20 protein-coding genes are annotated in these 25,425 nt (G+C 56.8%); 16 read left to right on the top strand and 4 right to left on the bottom strand.

Features of this window, described 5'->3' with window-relative positions:
• Window positions 1–14: 14 nt before the first annotated feature.
• The 3 genes from WMW72_RS07835 (at window position 15) to WMW72_RS07825 (ending at window position 2,375) form a co-directional block, all read left to right on the top strand.
• A complete protein-coding gene (locus WMW72_RS07835) occupies window positions 15–1,001 on the top strand; it encodes an ABC transporter substrate-binding protein (RefSeq protein WP_341414875.1) in 987 nt (328 codons plus the stop codon).
• A 183-nt stretch (window positions 1,002–1,184) separates the two neighbouring features.
• Window positions 1,185–1,868: a ribose-5-phosphate isomerase RpiA gene (gene rpiA / locus WMW72_RS07830; protein ID WP_341414874.1), complete on the top strand. Its 684-nt coding sequence runs from the start codon at window positions 1,185–1,187 to the stop codon at window positions 1,866–1,868.
• Between the two features lie 126 nt (window positions 1,869–1,994).
• Window positions 1,995–2,375: a DUF2500 domain-containing protein gene (locus WMW72_RS07825; protein WP_341414873.1), complete on the top strand. Its 381-nt coding sequence runs from the start codon at window positions 1,995–1,997 to the stop codon at window positions 2,373–2,375.
• A 144-nt stretch (window positions 2,376–2,519) separates the two neighbouring features.
• On the opposite strand, the gene WMW72_RS07820 is transcribed toward WMW72_RS07825, so the two are convergent.
• Window positions 2,520–5,411: a family 78 glycoside hydrolase catalytic domain gene (locus tag WMW72_RS07820; protein WP_341414872.1), complete on the bottom strand. Its 2,892-nt coding sequence runs from the start codon at window positions 5,409–5,411 to the stop codon at window positions 2,520–2,522.
• A gap of 119 nt (window positions 5,412–5,530) precedes the next feature.
• Between WMW72_RS07820 and WMW72_RS07815 the strand changes: the two genes are divergently transcribed.
• The 6 genes from WMW72_RS07815 to WMW72_RS07790 all read left to right on the top strand — a co-directional run bounded on the left by WMW72_RS07815 (window position 5,531) and on the right by WMW72_RS07790 (window position 9,804).
• On the top strand, window positions 5,531–6,505 hold the full coding sequence (locus WMW72_RS07815; RefSeq protein WP_341414871.1) for a helix-turn-helix domain-containing protein: 975 nt from the start codon (window positions 5,531–5,533) through the stop codon (window positions 6,503–6,505).
• An 18-nt stretch (window positions 6,506–6,523) separates the two neighbouring features.
• Window positions 6,524–7,174 carry an HAD family hydrolase gene (locus WMW72_RS07810; protein WP_341414870.1) on the top strand — a complete coding sequence of 217 codons (651 nt, stop codon included), beginning with the start codon at window positions 6,524–6,526 and terminating at the stop codon, window positions 7,172–7,174.
• A gap of 72 nt (window positions 7,175–7,246) precedes the next feature.
• Complete coding sequence (locus tag WMW72_RS07805) at window positions 7,247–7,816, top strand: hypothetical protein (protein WP_341414869.1); 570 nt, start codon at window positions 7,247–7,249, stop codon at window positions 7,814–7,816.
• A gap of 46 nt (window positions 7,817–7,862) precedes the next feature.
• Window positions 7,863–8,057 (top strand): hypothetical protein, encoded by a 195-nt coding sequence (locus WMW72_RS07800; protein WP_341414868.1) that lies wholly within the window; start codon window positions 7,863–7,865, stop codon window positions 8,055–8,057.
• 134 nt (window positions 8,058–8,191) lie between these two features.
• Window positions 8,192–8,716 (top strand): DUF420 domain-containing protein, encoded by a 525-nt coding sequence (locus WMW72_RS07795; protein ID WP_341414867.1) that lies wholly within the window; start codon window positions 8,192–8,194, stop codon window positions 8,714–8,716.
• A 215-nt stretch (window positions 8,717–8,931) separates the two neighbouring features.
• Entirely contained in the window at window positions 8,932–9,804 is an 873-nt protein-coding gene (locus WMW72_RS07790; protein WP_341414866.1) for a glycerophosphodiester phosphodiesterase, read from the top strand.
• 74 nt (window positions 9,805–9,878) lie between these two features.
• Here the strand turns inward: WMW72_RS07790 and WMW72_RS07785 are convergent, their stop codons facing one another.
• Window positions 9,879–10,007, bottom strand: a complete 129-nt coding sequence (locus WMW72_RS07785) for a hypothetical protein (RefSeq protein ID WP_341414865.1) — start codon at window positions 10,005–10,007, stop codon at window positions 9,879–9,881.
• Between the two features lie 9 nt (window positions 10,008–10,016).
• Window positions 10,017–10,424: a GrpB family protein gene (locus WMW72_RS07780; protein WP_341414864.1), complete on the bottom strand. Its 408-nt coding sequence runs from the start codon at window positions 10,422–10,424 to the stop codon at window positions 10,017–10,019.
• Window positions 10,425–10,573: 149 nt separating this feature from the next.
• Between WMW72_RS07780 and WMW72_RS07775 the strand changes: the two genes are divergently transcribed.
• From WMW72_RS07775 to WMW72_RS07760, 4 genes are all read left to right on the top strand, one after another.
• Window positions 10,574–12,217: a helix-turn-helix domain-containing protein gene (locus tag WMW72_RS07775; protein WP_341414912.1), complete on the top strand. Its 1,644-nt coding sequence runs from the start codon at window positions 10,574–10,576 to the stop codon at window positions 12,215–12,217.
• A 181-nt stretch (window positions 12,218–12,398) separates the two neighbouring features.
• Window positions 12,399–13,388 carry a FecCD family ABC transporter permease gene (locus WMW72_RS07770; protein ID WP_341414863.1) on the top strand — a complete coding sequence of 330 codons (990 nt, stop codon included), beginning with the start codon at window positions 12,399–12,401 and terminating at the stop codon, window positions 13,386–13,388.
• Complete coding sequence (locus WMW72_RS07765; RefSeq protein WP_423227522.1) at window positions 13,385–14,404, top strand: FecCD family ABC transporter permease; 1,020 nt, start codon at window positions 13,385–13,387, stop codon at window positions 14,402–14,404. Before WMW72_RS07770 ends, WMW72_RS07765 begins: the two co-directional genes overlap by 4 nt.
• Before the next feature lie 31 nt (window positions 14,405–14,435).
• Window positions 14,436–15,365 carry an ABC transporter substrate-binding protein gene (locus WMW72_RS07760; RefSeq protein WP_341414862.1) on the top strand — a complete coding sequence of 310 codons (930 nt, stop codon included), beginning with the start codon at window positions 14,436–14,438 and terminating at the stop codon, window positions 15,363–15,365.
• A 102-nt stretch (window positions 15,366–15,467) separates the two neighbouring features.
• Here the strand turns inward: WMW72_RS07760 and WMW72_RS07755 are convergent, their stop codons facing one another.
• Entirely contained in the window at window positions 15,468–18,608 is a 3,141-nt protein-coding gene (locus tag WMW72_RS07755) for a hybrid sensor histidine kinase/response regulator (protein WP_341414861.1), read from the bottom strand.
• 274 nt (window positions 18,609–18,882) lie between these two features.
• Here WMW72_RS07755 and WMW72_RS07750 point away from each other — a divergent pair, with 274 nt between their 5' ends.
• The 3 genes from WMW72_RS07750 (at window position 18,883) to WMW72_RS07740 (ending at window position 25,314) form a co-directional block, all read left to right on the top strand.
• Window positions 18,883–21,780, top strand: coding sequence for a 2-oxoglutarate dehydrogenase E1 component (locus tag WMW72_RS07750; RefSeq protein WP_341414860.1), 2,898 nt, complete (start codon window positions 18,883–18,885; stop codon window positions 21,778–21,780).
• Window positions 21,781–21,786: 6 nt separating this feature from the next.
• Window positions 21,787–23,094: a 2-oxoglutarate dehydrogenase complex dihydrolipoyllysine-residue succinyltransferase gene (gene odhB / locus WMW72_RS07745; RefSeq protein ID WP_341414859.1), complete on the top strand. Its 1,308-nt coding sequence runs from the start codon at window positions 21,787–21,789 to the stop codon at window positions 23,092–23,094.
• 225 nt (window positions 23,095–23,319) lie between these two features.
• Entirely contained in the window at window positions 23,320–25,314 is a 1,995-nt protein-coding gene (locus tag WMW72_RS07740; protein WP_341414858.1) for an ATP-dependent DNA helicase, read from the top strand.
• Window positions 25,315–25,425: the final 111 nt, after the last annotated feature.

Below are 25,425 nucleotides of genomic sequence, written 5' to 3'. Positions count from 1 at the left end.
AGGGGGAAAACCAGATGAAAGCTTTACTACAAAATATACGAACCAGCCGGGCATGGTCGCTCGTGCTCATGTCCACGCTCCTGCTCGTTGCTGCAGGCTGCGGAAGCGCAGGCCAGCCGCAAGCGCCTGCTTCGACGGAAGTGTCAAAGAACGAGGCTCCCCGTGTGATTAAGCACGCGATGGGCGAAACCACGCTGACCGGCACGCCGAAGCGGGTGGTTATCCTGACGAACGAAGGGACCGAGGCGCTGTTAACCCTTGGCGTCAAGCCGGTGGGGGCGGTGAAGTCCTGGTTCGGCGAGCCTTGGTATCCTCACATCAAGGAAGAGATGAAGGATGTCGTGATCGTCGGCGACGAAGGGCAGCCGAACATCGAGGTGATCGCAGGACTCAAGCCAGATCTGATCATAGGTACCAAGGTAAGGCAGGAGAAGGTTTATGAGCAGCTGAAGCAGATTGCCCCGACAGTGTTCTCCGCCGATCTGGCAGCCGCCTGGAAGGATAATTTCAAGCTGTATGCGGAAGCCTTGAATAAGACGGCTGAGGGCGAGAAGGCGATGGCTGCATTCGACAAGCGTATGGACGAGATCAAGGCAAAGCTGGGCAGCAAGCTCTCGACGAAGGTGTCGATTGTCCGTTTCTCGCCTACCCAGGTGAGAATCTATCTGAGGACGAGCTTCTCCGGGCAGCTGCTGGGCCAGCTCGGCATGGCTCGTCCCGCTCCGCAGGATAGGGATGGCTTCATCGAAATGCTGACGAAAGAGAAGATTCCAAGCATGGACGGGGACATCATGTTCTACTTCGCCTCGGATTCCCCAGGAAAGACGGACACAACCAAGGTCGTCGAGGAATGGATGAACGACCCGCTATTCAAAAACCTGAACGTGTCTAAGACGAACAAGGTGTTCAAGGTGGACGAGGCAATCTGGAACTCGGCGGGCGGCTACAAGGCGGCGAATCTGGTGCTGGACGAGTTTCAGAAGTATTTCGAGATGAAGTAAGCATCTCCTGCGCTGCAAAAGGTCTTACGCTATGCGGTTGAAATAAGGCGATAACTGCTTGTTATAGCAGGAATCCCGAAGAGAAGAGCCATTCCCGATCGCCGTACCGGCGACACAGGGATGGCTTTTTGCCATGGGTTTCCTGTAAACTGGAAGTAAATACGTAGAAAAGCAGGTGAGTCTATGGAACCGAAAAGAGCAGCAGCCGAGAAAGCTGTGGCCTATATCCATGATGGCATGGTCGTCGGGTTAGGAACGGGCACCACAGCCTACTGGGCGATTCAGCAAATCGGCAAAAGAGTGCAGGAAGGTCTCCATATCCGCGCGATTGCCACCTCCAGTCATTCGGAGAGCCTGGCCCGGGAGCTCGGTATCCCGATCGTGTCCTTCTCGGAGATCGACGGTATCGATCTGACGATTGACGGCGCCGATGAAGTGGACCTGGCATGGAATGTAACCAAGGGCGGAGGCGGAGCCCTGCTGCGGGAGAAGATCGTAGCTTCTGCAAGCAAGCGGCTGGTTATTATTGTCGATGAGAGCAAGCTGGCGCCTCAATTAGGAAGATTTCCACTGCCGGTCGAGATCGTCAAATTCGGGCATGAATGGACGCTGAAGCGGCTGGCCTCCCTGGGCTGTCAGGCCACACTGCGCACTTTCTCTTCTGGCGATGGCCCTTATATAACGGACAATGGCAACTATATTGCAGACTGTGCGTTTGGCCGGATCACCAATCCGCAGATTCTGCACGAGCAGATCAACCAGATCCCCGGTGTGGTGGACAACGGACTATTTATCGGGATGGCTGGGAGCGTAGTCGTCGGGTATCGGGACGGAAGCGTGAGGGAGCTGGAGAAGGAGAGTTTGTAGATCACCAAAGGCGCGGTCTGCAATCACAAGATAATAGATTCCTTGGCTCCTGGAAAGAAAGAAAAGTATAAGAGCCGCAGCTCGCATATAGCGGCTGCGGCACCCAGAATGGAGGAGAAGGCTGACGTGCCCGGTTCATTTGATCATTCGTTCGGACCACCGTTCGGATTCACGGTCATTTTTGTTTTGATAGCTGCCATCATCATAGGTACGTTTATTTTTATCATCGTCAAGGGAATTACTGTGTGGAGCTCCAATAACGCTGCGGAGCAGATAACGGTTCCCTGCCAGGTTGTGGCGAAGAGAACGGAAGTTTCCGGAGGAAGCGGGAATTCCTCGGCACATACGTCTTATTATGTCACTTTCGAGTTCCAGGACGGGAGGCGGCAGGAATTTCATGTGCGGTCTGAGCAATTCGGGTTGTTGGTCGAAGGCGATACCGGGTATTTAACTTACCAGGGAACACGGCTTAACCGGTTCGACAGACAGATCAGGGCAAGCGGCTGAACCGCCTATGAGGACCCCGGCTCTCAGGCATGAGGCTGCTCCTGACAGAGGCACTGCCACCGCTTACCCCATCCATTCGCGGCGGTAAGCGGGTGCAGTACAGCCAGTAGAAGGCTCATAAGAAGGCAGCCCCGGATGTTGCCACTATCCGACGGGGCAGCTCTCTATGTCCAGTTCGAAGCCTTCAGGTGCCTGATATTCGAGCCGCACGCTTCCGGGGGCGCTGACCCGGAGCTTCATGCGGCCGATGGTCCGGTCGACCCGCCAGGAGATATCGATCCGGCCCCCGTCGGGAAGCGGAACGGAGCCGCGCGCCCAGTCCAGCGAATCCGGGTGGGGGGCGATGAGTACCCGGTCCCAGCCGGGAGTCAGGCCCGTCACGCCGAGCACATAAGCACCCAGGAAATAGGCGGGACCTGCCGACCAGGCATGACAATGGCTGCGTGTTGGCGCCAGATTGTCAGGCTTCGCGTAGGTTTCCCAGCAAGTCGTGGCTCCGTAATCGATCATCGTGCCGTACTGCTTGCGGATGTCCGCTAGCAGTACATCCAGCCTACCCTGCTTCGCCAGCGCTTCATGGTAGAAGAAGGACATGAAGGGGCTGCCGATCTGCACGAAGTCAGCCGGGGGATCTACGAGATAAGCGCCCATCCGCCGGGCACGGTCTCCATCTGCAATTCCGCACAGGCTGGCTGCGACCTGGGTTTGCATACTCGTCGTTGCGGAGGGCCGACCATCCGGATGCAGGCAGTCCACGTATACGTCCAGCTTCTCGTCCCACAGATGCTCATTGATCGCTCTGCGCAGTTGCTCGGCCTCCGCCATGAACCGGGCTGTCTCTATCGGCTCGCCTACCGCTTCGGCCAGCGAGGCCGCATCCCGCAGGGCCTTGACCATAAACATATTCTGAGGCGTCACCACGCCGTCCTTCGGCTGCTCGAACGGCGCCCAGTCGAGGAAGTTCCATCCCTTCATGCGCAGCAGCCCCTGAGAATCCAGGTTATCCCTGTAGCAGTCCAGGGTAGCACGGACCGAGGGCCATATCTCCGAAGCGAACCGGGCATCTCCGCTGAATCGGTAATATTCCAGGCAGGCGGATACCCAGAAGAACGTCCAGTTCGGAATGGCACTATTCCATCCGCTGGGCACCTGGTCGGCATACAGCGGGGTTTGAAAGGCAGATCCGGGTACGAGCCGCAGCGAATGCTCGACGATCTCTTTGGCTCCGAAGACGTAGTAGTTGATTAGAGCTTCGTTGCGGGCGTCCCCGACCCAATAGGTTTGCTCGTAGGCTGGGCAGTCGACGAACGTATCCTCCATACACAAGCGCGTCGTGTGACGGCACAGGCTCCAGATTTCATTGAGCAGCAGATCGGAGCTCTGGAAGGAACCAGTCTCCGCAACCGGATAGTGACTCTGGATCATCCGCAAGTTATGCCAGCGGACCTCGCGTTCAGCGCCGCGAACCGTGACTGCGACATAGCGCAGGCCGCGCCGAACCGGGGATACATAGGATTGTCTGCCATCTCGGCACACATAGCGAAGCGAGTTGTCCAACTGGTAGGTCTGTTGCCTCCAGCCGTCCCCGTTCATATATTCGAAACCGTACAGGTCGATAACGGTTCCCGCTGCTGCATCGATCTCGAAGGCCAGGAAGCCGGAAAGCTCACGTCCGAAGTCGATGACGATCTCCGTATCGAGTCCGGCGAATACCGGTACGATCCCTGGCGTCGCCCCGGAGGTAGCCATCGCATGAAGCTGCTGCGGCACAGGCTGTTGACGGGCGACAGAGGTCCAGACTGATGATGTGAATACATCTTGAAGATTGACCAGAGCGGCCGGGATGGGACGAACCCACTCCGTCCATGCCTGCAGTTCCCCGGGGGCTGACAAGGTCCGGGCCTTCTCCAGATCGGGATGGTCCAGGCGAAGCTCGCGTCCTGGCTGATGATCGATGATCTCCACCACATCGAAGGGGCCGAGCGTGACGAACGGGGAGTCCCCCTCTACGTCTGGCAGCGGAGACAGCACTTGGAACGATTGGTCGCTATCCACGCCAAAGTGGAAGCCATGGCCGTGATTGCAGCTGTTCAGATGAAGCAGCACAAAGTGATCGCCGGCTGGCAGCTCTACAGTCAGATAACGCTCTCCGTCATCGCCCGTATAGGCTTCCGGCCCATACCAGATCCCGTTCATACTTATGGTATGTGTGACCCGCCCGTCATCGGCGCTGCCGAGAGTAACCTTGCCCGGCTGCTCCAGGCGGATCACTGTGGCAAGATAACCGACGAACCAGATATTGTTGGCATGGTGCACGCTCTCGGGTACCAGATGATTGCGCAGATCGATGACCGCGCTCCACGCCGCCGGCTTCACGGCCCGGACCGTCTCGATGCGCGAAGGATACAACGGCTCCTCGGCCAGGTACGGAATCGGCCGCTTGACCAGCCGGGTCCACGGCTCCACACCAGCCGGACCGATCACTTGGGCGGCTGCCCAGTCCAGCTCAGAGCGGGGGTCCAGCCAGGAGTCTTCCCACACCCGGGAATCGATAATCTCGGTGAATCCGAGCTGGCAGGATATACGTGACGAGTGACGGTCATAGCCAGCGTGAACGGCCGTCTGCCAGGTAGCATCTGTCACGAGCAACGGCTCGGCCTGGCCGGATTGCCGCAGCTCGGCCAGCAAGCCTCCCCGCCCCAGCAGGTATTGAAAGGTCGATACTCCGTAATGGGTCACCAGCACGGAGATTACGTTCACCTGATCGGTCTTGAGCAGATGGCCGACTTCATACTCGTCGTAGGCTAGTTCGAACGGCCAGGAGCGGACAGGGCCCCGGCCAACCTGTGTGCCGTTGACGAAGAGGACGTAACGGGAGTCCGCTGTGATGCGGAGCGTCGCATCGCCTCCGTTCCCTTCCGTCAGGGAGAAGCGCTTGCGGAAGCAGCGCCAGACGTTGCGCGGACTCGGTTCTCCTTCTCCCCATATCCATTGTCCCTGCCAGGCTGCTTCCACGGTTTCTGTCTCTAGCTTCATCTGAATCAGACTCCTTCTTCACATGAGATTATATTTAGTATAGATTGAGAAGAAGAATGATTTATGGGTTGATTCGGACAAAAGATAGGGTCGATACGGTCAGGGGGAGGGTGAGCTGCTTGAAAGCCAAACGGAGAATTATTACCACGAGCCGGAGTCTGTATTTGACGCCGGAGCTGCCGTTCCATATCAACCGGGTGTCGGAATCATTCCATCTGGAGGAGCACAGGCATGAATTTCTGGAGATTAGCTACGTCAGTGAGGGCAGCGGCTATCAGCATATAGAGGGACAGACGATCCCGGTTGCCAAGGGCGATCTGTTCGTGCTTCCACGGGGGGCCTCCCATGTATTCCGTCCGAAAACGTCAGCGAAAGACAGCGGCCATCTGATCGTGTACAACTGTCTGTTTAACGAGTGGTTTGTCGAGAGACTGTCCGCTGCAATTGGGCTCGATCAGAGTCTGGAAGCCTTGCTGAAGACAGGTTACCCGGAGCAGCCCTGGTTGTACCTCCGTGACCGGGAGGATGCTTTCCAGCACGCCTTCAATCGGATGTACGAGGAATTCCGGCAGAAGAAACCGGGCTTTATGGCGATGGTGCAGGCTGAGATCGTCCGGCTTCTGGTGCAGGTTCAGCGTAGGCTCCTTCCGCAGGATGCGGCGGGCGCAAGCCCACTCCATGGAGATGGGAGGTTGCCCGGATTGGCATCGGAGACTGAACGGGAGAAGGAGACGGACCGTATTTTGGACCGGATCGCAGAGAGGATACGAAGCCAACCGCAGGAAGCGGTATACGTGAAGGAGCTGGCGGCTGAAGCTAGCCTGGGAGAGCGGCAGTTCCGCCGCCGGTTCATCGCCCGGTCCGGGATGATGCTTACGGACTATATACACAAATGCCGGATAGAGGCTTGCTGTGATCTGCTGCTATTGACACGTGACAACATCTCTGTCATCGCCCAGAGGACCGGCTATCAGGATATGAAGTTTTTTAACCGGCTTTTCAAGAAGAAAACCGGGATGACGCCGTCTCAATACCGGAAAGCGAATGAGCCCCAGCATCAGGCGGGCCTGAGCTCCCCGCTAACCAAACCATAGAAAGAGGCGAGAGGCGGAATGCCGATTCAAGGAATCATTTTTGATATGGACAATACGCTGCTTCAGTCACGAATTGATTTTGCCGCGATGAAGCGGCACATTTATGAATACCTGTTCGGCCTGCAGCTGCTGCCTGGGGATTTTCCGTTGTCCGAGCATACTTCCTCTACGATGCTGGAGCAGGCTAAGTCTAGCGGCCTAACGGCAGAGATGTACGCAGCAGCCATGGATATAGCCACGGAGCATGAGCTGCGCGGAATGGAGGGGGCCGGTCTGGAGCGGGGAGCCCTGCAGGTACTGGAAGCTCTGCATGGACGATATACGCTGGTTGTGGTGACCAATAATTCCCGGCCTGCTGCGCTGAAGGCGCTGGAGATTACTGGAGTCGCCGCATACTTCGATCTGATCGCGGGACGGGAGCAGATGACGGCATTGAAGCCCTCCAGCTCGGGGTTCAGTTATGTGCTGGAGCAGTTCCCCCAGCTTCCTGCCAGCAACTGGCTCTCTGTGGGAGATTCCTGGATTGACGGCGCAGCCTCGGCGGGTGCGGGCATCGCCTTCGTCAGTTACAAGACTGACCCAGTGGTGATGAAGGCAAGGGGTGTCGAGGTGACGGGCCATATGCAGCAGCTGTCGGAGCTGGAGGACTTGCTAGCGTCAGGCTTATGAAGGCCGTGATGGAGGAGGAAGCACGGGGGTACTTTGACCAAAGTTCAAGCTGTGCAGTCAGGAGGAAGAGCGGTGACCCGAACGATGATGGTTTTGCTATTATTCGTGCTTGTGCTTGGATGGTTCTGGCTTGTTCCGTCCGGCTATACATGGAGTGAGAAGCGGGCGCTGGAACAAGCTGTGCCTGCGCCTGGCGGAAGCAAAGTGTACGAGAAAGCCTTTGGTTCACATAAGGTTGTGATATGGAAGACTCCGGTCATGACCTATGCTCAATTGCTAGAGACACGATGGGGGATCCTGCACCGGGTCATCACGGCCGCTCAGCTGGCCCCCAGACTTCCAGATGATGCTCTTCTTCGAACCTGGTCGGCTCATCTCAATGAAAGTAAACAGTACGAGACGCTCTTTGCCATCGAGACGCTCGATCCTGAGATGACTACGGTCCTGATCAGCAATGATCCTATGGACGATGAGGCCGCCGACACGCTCGATGAGATTAGGCAAAGGTCGTCTCTAAGCTTGGAGCTGAAGGTAGAGGACAGGTATGCCGTGCTATACACCGAACTGCCCGCAGCTGAAGAGGGGGGCTTTGTGTTTCGAGGGATCGACAGCCAGGGGCAGATCAAGTTTGCCGGGAGGTAAGTGCGATACGGTCCGGCCATTTCAATTATGAAGGGAGAGAACGCTAATGGGTGCTAGTGTCATACATCCGCTAGGACTTATCATGACCTTGCTCTTTTTCGGATTTTGGATTTTCATCATCTACGCGGTGTTCCAGCTCTTGAGTCATGCCAAGGCAATTCGGCAAGCGCTGAACCGTCTGGAGATCAAGCTGGACAAACCGCGAGAGGACGTCGACAACAACCGCATCAAGCCATCCTGAGGCGATGTTAGACGGCACGCGGGTATTTTCATGAAACCGTAACAATACTAGAGCATCACGCATTGTATTTGATGGCAAAACCCCATATCCTAGAAGGGACAAGAATGACTATCTTTTCGGGATGGGGGCTTTTCATGAATAAACCGCGTAATTTTAACGGTGCGATCACGGTGTTCTCTTTGATCCTGATTGCTATTATCGCCTGTCTGTTCTTTTTGCCGGCGTATCAAGGGAACGTTGGGTTCGATGTGACGATCTTTCCGCTGCTGAACGCCATTTTTAATTGCTTTACGTTTGTGTTTCTGGTGCTGTCGCTGATTGCCATCAAGAAGAAGAATATTAACGTTCACCGCAATTGGATCTTTGCAGCGTTCGGATCGACGGCTTTGTTTCTCATCTCCTACGTCACCTATCACTTTCTGACGGAGCCTACGAAATTCGGCGGACCGGATTGGCTGAAGTACACGTACTTCTTCGTGCTCATCACCCACGTGCTGCTGGCGATCGTGAACGTGCCGCTGGCTCTGTTCACGATGGCAAGCGGATTGGGCCGCAAGATCGCCCGCCACCGCAAAATCGCCCGTTGGACGATGCCGATCTGGCTGTACGTCAGCGCGACCGGGGTTCTCGTGTATGTATTGATCTCACCTTATTATTAAGGGTTGAATGCGTGCCTTGCACGCATGCAACAGGCCGGAGCGCAGCTGCTCTGGCCTGTTCGCGTTTATCAGGAAAATCCCGGCCCCGGCATACCTCCTGTGATTGTTAGGAAAATGTTTGGCAAGTGGATGAAATTGGCACCCTGCTGCTGATAGATTTCTAATGAACTTATGGTACGTTAAGCATAAGTCAGATCACTAGGAGGAAGCGGCCGATGTCAAATGTTCTACGGGCCTTGCTGTGCTTGCTGGTTGTGCAGACAGCGATGATTCCCGCCCTGCCTGTCACCTCCGGTTCCGAGGCCAGCGGCATGACCTACCGCGAGCGGATTACGGCGCATCGAGGGAGCTCCGAGTCGGCGCCTGAGAATACGCTAAGCGCCTTCCGTCAAGCGATCCGGGCAGGAGCGGGGTATGCCGAGCTGGACGTCCAGGAGACCTCGGACGGCGTTGTCATGGTGATGCATGATGATAATGTACGCCGGACAACAGGCATCGATAAACCGATGTGGCAGGTGACATCGGCCGAGCTTGCAAGCGCCAGCGCAGGAAGCTGGTTCGGCGAACGTTATGCCGCGGAGAAGGTGCCGACGCTCGAGCAGGTCATCGACACGGCTCAAGGGAGAATCAAACTCAATATCGAGTTGAAAAATAATGGACATGGCGTCCGGCTTGCTGAGAAGTCGGCAGATATTGTCAAGCGGAAATCATTCGGGAAAGACTGCATCTTCACCTCGTTCGATGGAAAGCTTCTCCATCGTGTGAAGCAGGCCGATCCGGAGCTGCGTACTGGACTGATTGTCGATAAACTCGAAGGAGCAGGAGCGCTGGAGAAGCTGCTCCGCAATCCGGATTACGACGCGCTCAGCATCGCGCATCCTCTAGTGAAGCCGGAGCTGCTGAAGCTGGCCGGGCAATACGGCAAGGATATCTTCGCATGGACAGTCAACGATCCCGAGGTGATGAAGCGGATGCTGGAGCTCGGCGTTAGCAGCATCATTACCGATAAGCCGAGATTGCTGGCCAAGGTAGCAGGCGAGCGGCTACAGGAGCAGATGGGAACAGGCGCGGGGGAGCAGAAAAAATAGAAATAGAATAATAGAAATAGTAGATGGGGATCCACTACCGGACGGACCGGATAGTGGATTTTTTCGTGCAACTTTTACTTGTCTGAGGGACCCGGCTTCCAGCCTGTCTCCTGCGACCAAGCCTGGGCTTTCTGAATAATGTCCCAGATGATCGGCCCTTTTCCCTCCACATACCGGGGGCGGTCATGCCGGAAGAGCTCCATAAGCCGGTGCTACTCCTGGGCATACCTCACACAATCTACAGGATGCGTCCGTAAATAATCTCTAAATAGCAAGGCGACTTGTTCGGAAAAACTGCCGGCTTGCCTGACGTGAATATGTGTTCTTCGTGTGCCGGGTATTTCCCGGAAATACTTCTTCGTTTTGTCCGGATTTTCTTCCCGTAAGACGAATCCGGCCTGTTCGATCCGGCTCTTGTAGGCTGCCAGGTTCTCAGCATCCGGAACTGAGATTTGGATGTCGATGATGGGCTTAGCATCTAAACCGGCGATAGAGGTCGAGCCGATATGGTCGATGCGCAGGGCCGCTTCGCCGAGCGAAGCTCTTAAGCTGGAGGCGACAGCCTGAAACAGACTTTTCCATGCCGGATCATGCGGCGATATTCTCCATTGGTCTTCCATAAGAATCTCCTTTATACTAAATAAGGGTTAAGAAGGCTTAACTCCATATTACCATAATTAGGTGCTATCTATTTGGCCTAACGGCCTTACTCTTTTACATACATAGTAACTTGCATGACGGAAGGAAGGGAGGAAGAACGTTGAAGAACGTGGCAGCAGATCAGGGATACGACGAATATTGGCAGCATGTCCTGCTGGAGCTGGTAGAGGCGGAACCGATAGCCGGCTTCCCTTACAGGTCTCGGCAGCCCCATGTGCTGAAGCATCACACCCTGCTTTTGTTCGTTAAGGGGAGGGGAGAACTGCTGGTGAACGGAGTACCGGCGCGTATTGCCCAGGGAACCCAGCTTCTGCTGCCTCCTGGCACCAAGCTTGAGCTGTCATCGGGCAACGAAAAACCGCTGGAAGGCTGCCGCATCCAGTTCGAGCTGTTCCGGGCTGCGCCTCTCGAGTCTGGGAGCTACAAGGAGCGGCGAACCTATGAGCGTGAGCTATCCTTCCCTGTACAAGGCATGCTCGATCATGGTCTCCGCACGATACAGCGGCTGATTCTGCTGCTCGTCTCCGACAATTGGAAAGGCAAAGCCAGCGACCGGCTGCGCCGTGAGCAGCTCCTGCTGAAATTGCTGGAGACCGTCCTGGAGGGAGCTTCGCCATCGCCGCCTGACCGGCCGGAGTACTGGCTGGAAAGCACGTTGTCGCAGATGCTGGAGCATTACCCATTCGATATGAAGATCGATCGGCTGGCCGAGGCGGCCGGTATGCAGACCTCTTACTTCTCGCAGCGATTCAAGCAGAAGATGAGCAAATCTCCGACCGAGTTCCTGACCGACCTGAGGATCAACCGGGCGAAGGAACAACTGCTTACGGCGGATAAGCCTAATATCCGGGAGATTGCGCGAAGCGTCGGCTACCGGGATGAGTTTTACTTCAGCCGCCGGTTCAAGGCGCAGGCCGGCTGTGCCCCTACGGTCTACACCAAGCGCTTGCAGGAGCCGAAGGTGATCTCGCTGTCCTATCCGTGCACGGATCATCTGCTCGCACTAGGCATCGTCCCCGAGGCGGCCCAGAGCCGTCCGCATCTGCGGCTGGAGACCCGTATGCTCCCCTTGCCGCTGCACGCATCGGACCCTTGGGAGATCGGCCGTCAGACCTTCCTGGACATTGCCCCGGATCTGATCATCTGCAAGGACAATGTGCGGACCAAGGCGCAAGCCAGCATAGGCGACGTGGCTCCGATTCTGGCGCTTTCGTGGAAAAGCCTGGATGTATTCGGGCATCTGACCTATATTGCGGCAGTGGTTGGACGGGAGCGGGAGGCGGAAGTCTGGAAGTCAGCGCACGAACAGAAGGTTGAGCTTGCCCGGAAGACTGTCCGTTCGCACACCTCAGGGATGACCCTCGGATTGTGCATGGTTCGAGGCGGTGAGTTTCGTCTCTACGCAGCGCGTAATATCGGTCATGTCTTTTACCGTTCATTGGAGCTTGTCCCTCCGGAGCCTGTGAAGCTGGAGATGGAGAAGCATGAACCGGGTACACAGGTAACCTGGGTGCCGTTTGCGCCGGAGTCGCTGCCGCAGTATGGCTGTGACGCTTGGTTGTTCGTGACTCATTCCGACCAGGATTTGGAGCGGGTGCAGCTTTATCTGAAGTCGCCAGGCTGGCGGACGTGTCCGTCTATTCGCAAGGGAAGATACCAGGTCTCCCGAGAGTGGAACAGCTGGATGACCTATGCCCCATTGTCCATCGACATGCAACTGGAGAAAGCGGTGGCGTTGCTCTCCGAACTATAACGGCCTCGATCGCCCTACTAAAAATAATCCATACAAAATTGTAATAATTATGTCATGGACGGGATCGAGGCAGTTTTTTTATAATATCAATTGATAATGATTATCAATATTAACTTGGAGGGGTTAGCCCATACTCGACAGAACAACGGCTTGGTGGAAAACATTCAGTCGAAGGAAGGGCATGCCATATACCTGGATCATGCCGCTTGCGCTGTGCGCCCTGTTGGCGGCGATGTTCTTCGCCATCTCCTACGGGGCCAAGGATCTGGATCTGGCTACCGTATGGCTGGCGATTGCTCACTATGACCCTGCCTTGACCGCGCATCAGATCATTCATGAGCTGCGCCTGCCCCGCGTCATCGGCGCTGCGGTGATTGGTGCGGCCTTTGCCGTGGCCGGAGCCTTGATGCAGGGGGTCACGCGCAACCCGCTGGCGGACGCAGGCATCCTGGGCGTCAATGCCGGGGCTACGCTGGTCGTCGCGCTGAGCTTTGCCTTCCTGCCCAATCTGCCTTATACGGCCTTGATGGCCTTGTCGTTCGGCGGTGCGGTGCTCAGCACGCTGTTTATTTTCCTGCTCGGCTCAGCATCTCCCGGAGGGCTGACGCCGCTGCGATTGACGCTGGCCGGCTCGGTGGTAGCTGCCATGCTGCATGCCTTCAGCACAGGCATCGCGATTTATTTCGGCTTGAGCCAGGATCTGGCTTTCTGGTATGCGGGAGGCGTAGCAGGCGTGAAGTGGACCCATCTGGAGCTGCTGGCGCCTGTCATCGGTGTGGCGATTCTCGGAGCGCTTACGCTAGGCAGACCTATCACGCTGATTGCGCTCGGGGATGAAACGGCTGTTAACCTGGGAATCCGCACACGCCGCGTCCGTGCGGCAGGCATGATCGTATCGGTGCTCCTCGCAGGCGCATCCGTCTCGGCGGTCGGAGGCATCGGGTTTGTCGGGCTGGTGATTCCTCATATCGCCCGCAAGCTGATCGGTGTGGATTACCGCCATATCATCCCGCTATCGGCCCTGCTCGGTGCGGTACTGTTGGTATTGGCTGACCTCGGAGCGAGAACCGTCAATCCTCCCCGGGAGCTGGCGATCGGAGTCATGGTCGCGATGGTCGGCGTTCCGTTCTTTCTCTATCTGGCACGCAAGGAAGGGAGGCATCTGTCTTGAAGCCGGAACCTACCCTGAGAGCGCCAAGAGCGGTTGCGGTCGGTCTTGTGCTGGCGGCGCTATCGGCTGCCGTCATCCTCTACAGCTTGAACACGGGGACGATCCGGATTGCCCCCTGGTCCGTTCTGCAGACACTGCTCGGTCACGGAACCCCGGACGATCACACGGTGCTGTTCGATTACCGGCTGCCGCGTATCTGCGTGACGGTACTGGCCGGTATCGGCCTCGGATTGTCAGGGGCCATCCTGCAGGGCTTGTCGCGGAATGCGCTGGCCGATCCCGGCATTATGGGCTTGCATGCAGGCGCTTCGTTCGGCCTGATCGTATTCGTATCGTTTTTCCAGACGATGAAAGGGCCCTTGTCCCTGATCATCCCGCTGTTTGCCTTTGCCGGAGGCATTCTAACCGCGTGTTTGATCGTAGCGCTCGCCTATGACCGGCACCGGGGCCTTCAGCCGATCCGGCTCATCCTGGTCGGGATTGCCGTTGCAGCCGGGTTCAGCGCAGCTACCCTGTACCTGTCGCTGAAGCTGGATGACCAGACCTATGCGTTCACGGCCCGTTGGCTCGTGGGCAATGTCTGGGGCCGCAACTGGGAGAATGTCTGGGCGCTGCTCCCCTGGATCGCGCTGCTGGTCCCGTATGCGCTGACCCGCACGCGGAGTCTGGACGCCTTCACGCTCGGCGACGAGACGGCTGCGGGAATCGGCGCTTCGGTACGCAGCGAACGGCTCCGGCTGCTGGCGATCGCGGTCGCGCTATCGAGCGCGAGCGTCTCCATGGCCGGGGGGATCGGCTTCATCGGTCTGGTGGCGCCGCATCTGGCCCGTCGCCTGGTCGGGCCGATGCATCGGCACTTTATGCCGATTTCCGCTTTGATCGGCGTCGTGATCCTCGTCGTGTCCGACACGGTCGGCCGCGCTTTCTTTCAACCTAATGCGATTCCTGCAGGTGTCATCGTGGCAGCTGTGGGCGCACCGTACTTCCTATACTTACTGGTCAAGACCAAATCCTAAACATTCAACCCTAGAGGAGCTAATGACTTTCATGAGAAAACGCTGGATTACCTTATTCGCCCTGGCATCGCTGACTTTAACCGCTGTCGGCTGCGGCTCGCAGCCTGCAGCGCCTTCCGCTCCGGCTCAGACGCCTGCTGCCGCATCGACGGACAAGCCTGCAGCCAAGGACCCTAGGATTGCTTCGATGTCCATTCACCTGACCAACCATCTGCTTGCACTGGGCGTGAAGCCTGCCGGCTCCGTGATCGGCGGCGATGTGAAGGACTTCCTGCCGCATGTCAAGGACCGCTTGGACGGCGTGCAGAAGCTCGGTGTCGTAACGGATCCGGATATGGAAGCCGTGCTGGCCTTGAAGCCCGATACGATCTACATAGATGAGAAGTATTCCGCAGCAGACAAGGCCAAGTACGAGAAGATCGCCAAGACGGAAACCTTCAATTTGGATGACGGCACCTGGCGCGATACGCTGAAGAAAGTGGCGAAGCTGCTGTCCAAGGATGCGCAGGCCGAAGCCTTTATTAAGGATTATGAGACTCATGCGGAGCGCGTCAGGAAGCTGATGGCTGATCAGCTCGGACCCGATGCCAAGGCGATGGCGATCCGCGTCACAGCCAAGGAGCTGCGGGTCATGGGAATGGCGCGTCCAGTCGGGCCGTTCATGTTCGAGGACCTGAAGCTCAAGCCGGCCAAGGGCGTCGAGAAGATCAATAAGGCCTATGAGGTGATCTCCCAGGAAGTGCTGCCCGACTTCGATGCGGATGCGATTTTCGTCATCGTCAACAAGGATGGCGAGGCGGAGAAGGTGTTCAAGCAGCTCGAAGCGAACCCGCTCTGGGCCGGGCTGAAAGCCGTCAAGAACAAGCATGTCTATGTGGTGGAAGGCAACCCTTGGCTCGATTATTCGTCGCTGGGACACAAGCTGGCCCTGGATAACGCGGAGAAGCTGCTGAAGAAGTAAGCTTGTAAAAAATGAAGAAGGCATCTGCAGATTAGAGAAAAAGCACCCGTTGGGGTGCTTTTTTGCGTGCATACGTCCGCAAGGCTCTTCCGGATTCATTAACTACGGCTCGTTCCTGTCCGGGATGACAAACGAAACGGTGGTCCCATGGCCGGGCTTGCTGCGAATCGACAACCCCTGTCCGTACGTCTGAGTCAGCCTACGGTTCGTGTTCAGCAGCCCGATCCCCCCACGCAGCTTTCTGGAGGGATCCAGCAGTTGGTCTGCCAGCTCCCTGGTCATGCCCATCCCGTTATCCCTCACCTCGAACAGGGTAGACTTGTCTTGCCGGGCAATCCGGATATGAAGAGTGCCGCCTGTAATTTTGCTGAGTAAGCCATGCTTGACGGCATTCTCGACGAGCGGCTGCAGCGTGAGCGGCGGCAGAAGCAGGTCCAGGCCCGGATCGATCTCCCACTCAATAGATAGCCGCTCCTCAAACCGTTCCTTCTCGATGTACAGGTAAGCCCGGACCAGCTCCAGTTCATGGGAGAGCGCGACCAACTGCTCGGCGTTCAGGAAGTCGATGCTAATCCGTAAGTAAGAGGTAAAGGCATCCCCCAGTCTGCGCATCTTCTCCGGATCGATCTCGCTCAGTGCCATAATGGAATTCAGCGTATTGAACAGGAAATGGGGATGAATTTGCGCCTGCAGATAGGCAGCCTCCATCCGCAGTGTATCATGAATCGATTGCTTGAGCGTCGCCAGCGACCAGACCCGGTACTGCAGCTCCATGGCGTCCACCGGCTTGGTGATATAATCATTGGCACCGGAACGAAAGCCGGCATAGATATCCTCTGGCTGGCTGCGTGCCGTCAGCAATAGGACAGGCAGCTCGGACAAGGTGAAGCGCTGCCTGACCAGCCTCGTGAGCTCATAGCCTGACATGTGAGGCATCATAACGTCGGCGATCAGCAGATCCCACGATTCGGCACCGAGAAGCTCCAGTGCTTCCTGGGCGGACATAGCCGTTCGGATGCGGTAGGTCTCGGCCGAGAGAATGCTTGACAATACCTTCAGATTAACCGGATCATCGTCCACGGCAAGAATATTCAATCTGCCCTTGTCTTCTGAGCGATGCAGGGCTGGGCGGATACTGCCGGTCTCGGCTGCTGCTGCAGTTGTCGCTTCGTTATCGACAATAGAAGGCGTGATGTCCATCGCCAGCCGTTCTGTGCCGGCCCGATGCGGCTCCGCCAAGGAGACCTGAAGCGAATCCGATGCCATGTTGGGAAGCGTAAAGCTAAACACTGAACCGTGACCAGGACGGGAACGGACCGTGAGCAGACTCCCGTGTAGCTCGACGAGCTGCCGGGAGATGCTGAGCCCCAGCCCGATGCCGCCGCCTTCGCTTACGCCCTGCGGTCCCTGCTCATAGGGCAGGAAGATGCGGGATTGCGTCTGTTCGTCCATACCATGCCCCGTATCGGACACGTGAATCACGACCTGGGTCCCCTTGGTTTCCGCCGAGACGGTTATCGTTCCTTCGTCGGTGTATTTGATGGCGTTGTGCACCAGATTGAAGAGAATCTGGATCAATCTTTTCTCATCGGCGAAGACGACCGGCAAGTCCGCCGGAATGTCCAGCCTCAAGCTGACAGGGATACCGTCGGTCATGTAACGCAGCATGTCGACCACACCCGCCGCGGTGGATTGGACGGACACGGGTTCAGGCTTCAGGATGACCCGCTTATCCTGGAGCCGTACAATATCGAGAAGGTCGCCCAGCAGGTGCGACATCCGGCGGCTGATCGTAACGAGCAGCTCCATGTCCCGAAAGCTTTTATCGCCCAGCGCATGTTTTTCATTGGAGATCACCGTCTGGGCGATGTTCATAATGCCATGCAGCGGTGTCCGCAGCTCATGAGACGTATTGGCCAGAAACTGGTCCTTCAGCTTGTCGGCCTTCCTCAATTGTTCGGTAAGTCTAGTGTTTTCTTCGGAATTGCGGAAGTACCGTTTAAACCAATACCCGGAGAAGCCTATGAGAGCGGCAAACACATCCACTGGATAATACATGCTGGCTGCGGTCACGAGGTGGCTGACAAAGCCCCATAGAATGCTCGATAAGATGCTTGCGGCGGCGAACAGCAGGAAAACGGCGTCTTTCTGCCGGCTGAGCACCATTTTGATAATCAGAGAGAACGTCCACGCAATCGGAAATAAATAAAAAAACGTAAATAACCCGCTGTCGGTGCTGTAATAGACATATGCGCTCGGAGAGGCCAGGATGAAGGCCGAGTAAAGGCCCAGCGAAGCGGCGTATGCAGTGAATATCCAGCTACGCCCGGTATCCCCGGAGAAGTTTCTGGACAACAGCAGCATAAAGAAGGATATGCCCATATAGGAAAGAAGCTTGATTTTCAAGAGTCCGGCATAGGACAACGGAACCCACAGGCCAAGGAGTGAATCATGGTCGGCTATCACCGAGAAGCTGACGGACAGCAGCAGCATAAAGAAGGTGAGAAACGTCTTTTGCCGCGGATTGAAAGTGAATAAGAGCCCTGCATATAAGGCGTGAAGCATGAGAATGACGAAAGTAACAAGTTGAAGACCGATGGAATACATCCGCTCTGTGTCGATGACCGCCTGCGAACCGAAGCGGATAGAGCGGGTGATCCCGCCCATCAGCGGCTGATCGAAGTTGGCGGATCTCACCAGGAGCTCGATCATGGTCTGATCGCCTGCCGCATACGAGGCCGTGTAGGAGATGGCCTTGGGCAGATAGTTCTCGGGCTGTGCTGCGGGTTTTCCGAAGGGATTGTCACGCTGCCCGTTGATTTCAACGACAGAAGAGGCTTGAATCTCCTGGATCCAGAAGCCGTAAGGCTGCTCTAGCGGGTGATCGACCTGTATACGGAGTCTGTAGGTTCCATAGCCGAATGACGAGCCTGTATCCTCGTTCAGTGCTCGGCCCCAATCTCCGGGCACTTGAACGAAGTGCGGGACAGCCGGATTCGGAGATCTCATATCTTCATGGGAAATGAAGGTTTCCGGGTATAGCTCCCATTCTCCGTCCAGTGTAATCGATCGGGACCCCTCCAGGTTCCATCCGCGTAGATCCAGCACGCCTTGGACGGCGAGCGGCTGCGGCGATGTGACAAATTCTCCGTACCAGAGCAGGCGCAGCACGAAGAGAATGGATAGAGCAAGAATCAGGAAGGCAACTTGCGTCAGGTTTATTTTTTGTTTGATCCGCATCATACTCCATCAATTCGACATCTTTCATGGTTTTCCTTTTTATTCCGGTAGGAGCGCCGGGCATTTCCTGCAAGAGGCTTAGAACATCCAATTATTTCTTCTGCCAAATGATTTACCTGTGAAATGATCTCTTTTTTAGATCGAACTCATATAAAATGGTTATTTAAGTTATGTGGAGGGGGAAGCTTATAATAAGAATAGGATTTACAATCAATTTGCAAAGTGGAAGATCCGTCCAACCATCAAAACCACAAACCAAGACGGAGGGAAAGCAATCATGGCACCAACCAACCAGCAAGCTTGGGACCCATGGGCAGCATACTATGGACCCAATCTAGGTTATATTCAAGAGCAATATGAAAGGTTCCTGACAGATCCTGGGTCCGTGGGTGCGGATTACCGGGATCTGTTCGAGCGTTGGGGGGAACCTCCGGCTGCTCAGCCCGGGACAACGGGAGCGCCTGTATCGGCGGGAATTGCTGCCGCTGGCGGCTCTAGCCCTGCGATCAGCAGTCAACTTCTGCATAAGGCTGTGGCTGCGGGCAAGCTCGTCTGGAATATCCGCACGTACGGCCATCTGGCGGCTGACATCGATCCGCTAGGCATCAGCGCGGCGGCCGATGTGCGGCTGCTGGAGCCTGAATATTACGGGCTTACACCGGCGGATCTGGCGTCTCTGCCTACGGAGCTCGTATGGGATGGACCGCATCCTGAGGTGAGTGACGGCTGGGCCGCAGTCCAATCGCTCCGCAAGGCTTACACAGGTACGATCGCGTTCGAGTTCAGCCATGTGCACGATGAGAAGGAAAGACAATGGCTGAATGAACAGGTCGAGTTCAAGTTGCCACAGTCTACGCTTGATGCTCAGGAGCGTCAGGCGCTGTTGACGCGGCTGCTTGAAGCCGAACAGTTCGAGGATTTCCTGCACCGCACATTTGTCGGGCAGAAGCGGTTCTCGGTAGAAGGCACCGATGCGCTCGTGCCGCTCGTCGATGAAATTGTCCGCGAGCTTGCTTATGACGGCGCTACCGATATTTTGATGGGGATGGCCCACCGCGGCCGGCTGAATGTGCTAGCTCACGTGCTGGGCAAGCCGTATAGCAAAATTTTCTCCGAGTTTCACCATTCGATCAATCGCAACCTGATTCCTTCGGAAGGCTCGATGGGCATCAACTACGGATGGACAGGTGATGTGAAATACCATCTCGGCGCGAACCGCTCGGTCAAGTGGGGCGAGACGGTCGAGACACGGCTGACGCTGGCGAACAACCCGAGTCACCTGGAGTTCGTCAATCCGGTGGTCGAGGGCTTCACTCGTGCAGCTCAGGACGACCGGGGTGTGCCAGGCTATCCCGTGCAGGATGTAGCCAAAGCCGCCGCGGTGCTGATGCATGGCGATGCGGCCTTCCCGGGTGAGGGCATCGTAGCCGAAACCCTGAACTTCAATCAGCTTGCCGGTTACCGCAACGGCGGGACGATTCATATCATCGTCAATAATCGGCTTGGATTTACGACGGAGAGCAAGGATTCCCGCTCGACGCATTATGCCAGCGACTTGGCCAAGGGCTACGAGATTCCGATTGTCCACGTGAATGCAGACGATCCGGAGGCTTGCGTGGCAGCCGCGCGGCTCGCTATTGAATACCGCCACTTGTTCAAGAAGGATTTTCTGATCGATCTGATCGGGTATCGCCGTTACGGGCATAATGAATCGGATGATCCGGAGACGACTCAGCCGCTGATCTATGCCAAGGTTAGAAATCACCCTACGGTCAGCACGCTGTATGCGGATAAGCTGGTCCGGCAGGGACTGTTGACCGGCGAGCAGGCGGAGAAGATCAAGCAGGATATTCTGAGCCGCCTGAAGGAAGCTTACGATGAGGTCAAGCAGCGTGACGGTCAGGAATCCGTTACCCAGAGGCCGGAGCTGGTCGAGCAAACGGAAGCGCCGCTTCCTCGTACGGGAGTGTCCCTGGAGAAGCTGCGGGAGATCAACACCGGCCTGCTGAGCTGGCCGGAATCGTTCAACGTCTATCCGAAGCTGAAGAAGATTCTGGAGCGCCGGGCGACTTCGCTGAATGACGGCGAGAAGGTCGACTGGGGACATGCCGAGACGCTGGCCTTTGCTTCGATCCTAGCGGATGGTAAGCCGATCCGCATCAGCGGACAGGATGTGGAGCGTGCTACGTTCGCCCACCGTAACCTCGTACTCCACGATGTGAAGAACGGCGGGGTATACAGCCCGCTGCATCAGCTGCCGCAGGCCAAGGCTTCGTTCGCTATCTACAACAGCCCGTTGTCTGAAGCGTCTGTACTGGGCTTCGAATACGGCTATAACGTATATGCCCCGGAAACGCTCGTGATCTGGGAAGCGCAGTACGGTGACTTTACGAATGCTGCACAGGTTACGATCGATCAGTTCATCACAGCCGGCCGGTCCAAGTGGTCGCAGAAGTCCAGCCTGATCATGATGCTGCCGCATGGCTACGAAGGCCAGGGGCCTGAGCATTCCAGCGCTCGTCTGGAGCGCTTCCTGCAGCTGTCTGGTGAGGACAACTGGATGGTCGCGAACTTGACCAGTTCCGCGCAATATTTCCACCTGCTTCGCCGCCAGGCGTCGCTGACGGAAACCGAGCGCGCACGTCCGCTTGTGCTAATGGCACCGAAGAGCCTGATCCGCAATCCGCGGGTGGCTTCGGATAGTCTGGAGCTCAGCGAGGGCGAATTCCGTCCGGTGCTGGAGCAGCGCAATCTCGGCGACCGTCCGGAGCGGGTCGAGCGGATTATTCTCTGCACAGGGAAGATCGCCATCGATCTCGAGGAGGCACTGGACAAGGAAGCAGACAAGAATTGGGAATGGCTGCACATCATCCGTACGGAACAGCTGTATCCGTTCCCGCAGGAGGAAATCCGTCAGATCCTGGCCCGTTATCCGAATGTGCAAGAGCTGCTGTGGGTTCAGGAAGAGCCGCGCAACATGGGCGCTTGGAGCTATATGGAGCCTCGCATCCGGGCCATTGCGCCTGAGGGAGTCAAGACGATCCGTTATGTAGGCCGTCCGGAGCGCGCAAGTACAGCCAGCGGCTATCAGAATGTGCACAGCTATGAGCAGCAGCGTATTCTTTCCCTGGCACTCAGTCCGAGCTCGCAAGTTATCACAACCACTGGGAGGTAAACGCAAGTGAGTGAAATTAAAGTACCGGAAATGGGTGAGTCCATCACGGAGGGAACGATCTCCAGATGGATCGTAAAGGAAGGCCAGGCTGTAAGGCAGGGAGATCTGCTGCTGGAGCTGGAAACCGATAAGGTCAATATGGAAATTAGCGCCGAGCAGGATGGCGTTATCGATAAAATCTTGAAGCCTGAAGGTGAGACGGTGCAAATCGGCGAAGTCGTCGGCACCATCTCCACAGGAGGGGGCGTCGTATCGGCAGATGCGGCTCCGTCTGCGGCAGCCCCTGCACCGGCCCAACCGGCTGCTCCGGCAGCCGCACAGCCGTCCACGGCGGCTGTCGCACCGTCCGCTCCCGCAGAGGACAGCGGCGAAGCGGGTCATCTGTCCGTCTCGCCAGCGGCCCGCAGGCTCGCCCGCGAGAAGGGTCTTGACGTCGGACGGGTCGCTGCGAGCGACCCGATCGGCCGTGTGTATGAGCCGGATGTGCGCAGCGCCTCCACGGGCAGCCCGGCACCTGCTCCTGCAGCGCCGGCCGCTCCGGCAGCCGCAAGCGCCGGACAACCTGTTGCAGCCCGCCAGGGAGCACCAGCTGCTCCTGCAGCGCAGCCAGGCAAGCCTGCTGAGCGCAAGCGGATGTCGCGCAGACGCCTGACGATCGCCAAGCGCCTGGTCGAAGCGCAGCGTACGGCAGCGATGCTGACCACCTTCAACGAGGTGGACATGACTGCCATTCTCGACATTCGCAAGCGCCGCAAGCAATCGTTCCAAGAGAAGAATGATGTGGGACTTGGTTTCATGTCTTTCTTCACCAAAGCGGTCGTTGGCGCGCTCAAGAAATTCCCGCTGCTCAATGCCGAGATCGACGGCGACGATATTATCGTGAAGCAGTACTACGACATCGGTATCGCCGTATCGGCTAAGGAAGGTCTGGTCGTGCCTGTTGTGCGCAACGCCAACCATCTCGGCTTTGCCGAAATCGAGAAGACGATTGTCGAGCTCGCCGGCAAGGCGCGCACGAATACGCTCGATATTTCCGAGCTGCAGGGCGGCACCTTCACGATCACCAATGGCGGCGTATTCGGCTCGCTGTTGTCGACACCGATCCTGAATGCACCGCAAGTCGGTATTCTGGGCATGCACAAGATCCAGCTTCGCCCAGTGGCCATCGATGCAGAGAGAATGGAAAACCGCCCGATGATGTACATCGCGCTCTCCTACGATCACCGGATCGTAGACGGCAGCGAGGCCGTCAGCTTCCTGGTGAAGGTGAAGGAGCTGCTCGAGGATCCGGAAACTCTGCTCCTCGAAGGCTAAGGGAGTTCCAGTCAGCCGGCCTGAGTACTGACCGTTCATCAGACCGGCAGCAATCTGTTCCATCCACATGATCGTTATAAGCCCTGTCCCTGTTCCAAGAGGGGATAGGGCTTTTTCTTCTCCTTGCTTTTACTGCAGGTGTATGCGATAATTAAGGATTCTATCCTTGAGATATATTCGTGTGATTGTATGCAAACCAAATCCGTTTGATGGAGGCACCCAGCCGTGAGTCGATATCCTTTTGACTATGACCATTCCAGGCCGTTCATGCAGCAGGCCGGGGAATGGATTGCCGATGTGTTCTACGAGACGCTGCCTGAGTCCGGCTTCGAGGTGCGCGACGAGCAGATTTATATGGCTTTTCAGGTGGAGCGTGCATTTGCCGAGAAGAAGACGATTTTCGCGGAAGCGGGAGTCGGCACGGGCAAGACGCTCGTTTATTTGTTGTATGCGATCTGCTATGCCCGCTACCGGCGCCAGCCTGTGGTGATTGCCTGTGCGGATGAATCGCTGATCGAGCAGTTGGTCAAGCCGGAGGGGGATATCGCCAAGCTGTCCCGGTATCTCAAGCTTGATATCGATGCGAGACTGGCGAAGTCGCCGGACCAATATACCTGTTTGAACAAGCTTGACGAGGCCAGGTTCGGCCATGAGGAGGCTTCCTTGTACCGTGACCTGTATGAAAGCTTGCCTGAGTTCGTCCATGTGAGGGAAGCCCTGCAGTCCTTCCATGCATACGGAGACCGCAAAGATTACCCCCATCTGAACGACGGGCAGTGGAACCGTATCAGCTGGGATGCCTTCCAGGATTGCTTCGTGTGCGATCAGAGACATCGCTGTGGACAGACGCTTTCCCGCGATCATTATCGCCGCTCAGCCGACCTGATCGTCTGCTCGCATGATTTCTACATGGAGCATGTGTGGACGTACGAGGGGCGCAAGCGGGAGGGACAATTGCCGCTGCTGCCGGAGCATAGCGCCGTCGTCTTCGACGAGGGGCATCTGCTGGAATCCGCTGCACAGAAGGCGTTGACCTACAAGCTGAAGCATGTCGTGTTCGAGGACCTGATTACCCGGCTGCTGAAGGGAGAGGTCCGTGAATCGTTCGCGATGCTAATCGAGGATGCGATTGCCCAGAGCGAAACGATGTTCGAGGTGCTGGAGAGTCAGTCCAGTCCGATCCCGGGTTCCGAGCGGAAGGGAATCGCGGTGAATGAGCGCCTGCTGGACGAAGTGAGACGTTTCCAGGAAATTCTGTCGAATATCGAGGATGAGCTGGTGTTCGAAAGCGAGCTGTTCACGCTCAATGATTATCAGCTGCGCATCGTCGAAGAGCATCTGGAGATGATGCAGAAGGCACTCAGTTTGTTCAATCGCCCTGAAGGCCTGATCTGCTGGGCGACGGACAGCGTGAACGGGCTGACGCTCGTTCTGATGCCGCGTCTGGTCAAGGAAGTGCTGCGCGAGCATGTCTTCGGACAATCGATGCCGATCGTCTTCTCCTCGGCGACGCTGTCAGTGGAGGGTTCCTTCGATTATATCGCAGACAGCCTCGGGACCGATGACTATCTGTCATTCTCCGTCGCCTCGCCTTATGATTATGAAGGCCAGATGGAGGTTGTCGCACCCGTATGGGAACATCGGGCCGCATTCTCGGAGAAGATGAAGACAGCCGTTTCCCTGCTGGTCCGGACGGGAGGCAGGGCGCTGCTTCTCTTCCCTGGAAAGCAGGAACTGCAGCGGTTCAAAGCCGAATGGATTCACTACCCCGAGTGTGCAGACATGCGCTTTCTCTTCGAGGGGGATCGTGAGATCAGCGATCTGATCTCCGCCTTCCAGCAGGATGAGCGCAGCATCTTGTGTGCGTCCAGCCTATGGGAGGGGCTGGATGTGCCCGGCCCGTCCCTGTCGAATGTGATCGTCTGGGCGCTGCCCTTCCCTCCGCAGGACCCGGTATTCGAAGCCAGACGTCAGGCATCTGCCCGTCCCTATGAGGAAGTCGATCTGCCGTATATGCTGCTTCGGCTGAAGCAGGGAATGGGACGATTGGTCCGCTCGCAGCAGGACCGCGGCATCGTGGCGATCTTCAGTGAGGAGCTGCATGCTTCGGCTGAGCTGCGGGCGAGCATCGAGGGATTGCTGCCGGACGGCGTAGGATTGAAGGGACTGGATGAGCTGGAGTTTGTTTTGACGGATGCTGCAGCAGCTGGCTACAAGTAAATGCTTCCATAAATGAGTTGTGCCGCCGCCCAAGTAAGGGCGGCTCTTTTTGTTCCCGGCTCCATAGGAACGGTACCCGGCGTTTGCTATAGTAAATAGCGGGGGAGGTTG

Source organism: Paenibacillus filicis (assembly GCF_038070315.1).
Taxonomy (GTDB): domain Bacteria; phylum Bacillota; class Bacilli; order Paenibacillales; family NBRC-103111; genus Paenibacillus_G; species Paenibacillus_G filicis.
This window is presented reverse-complemented; position numbering and strand designations above follow the sequence as displayed.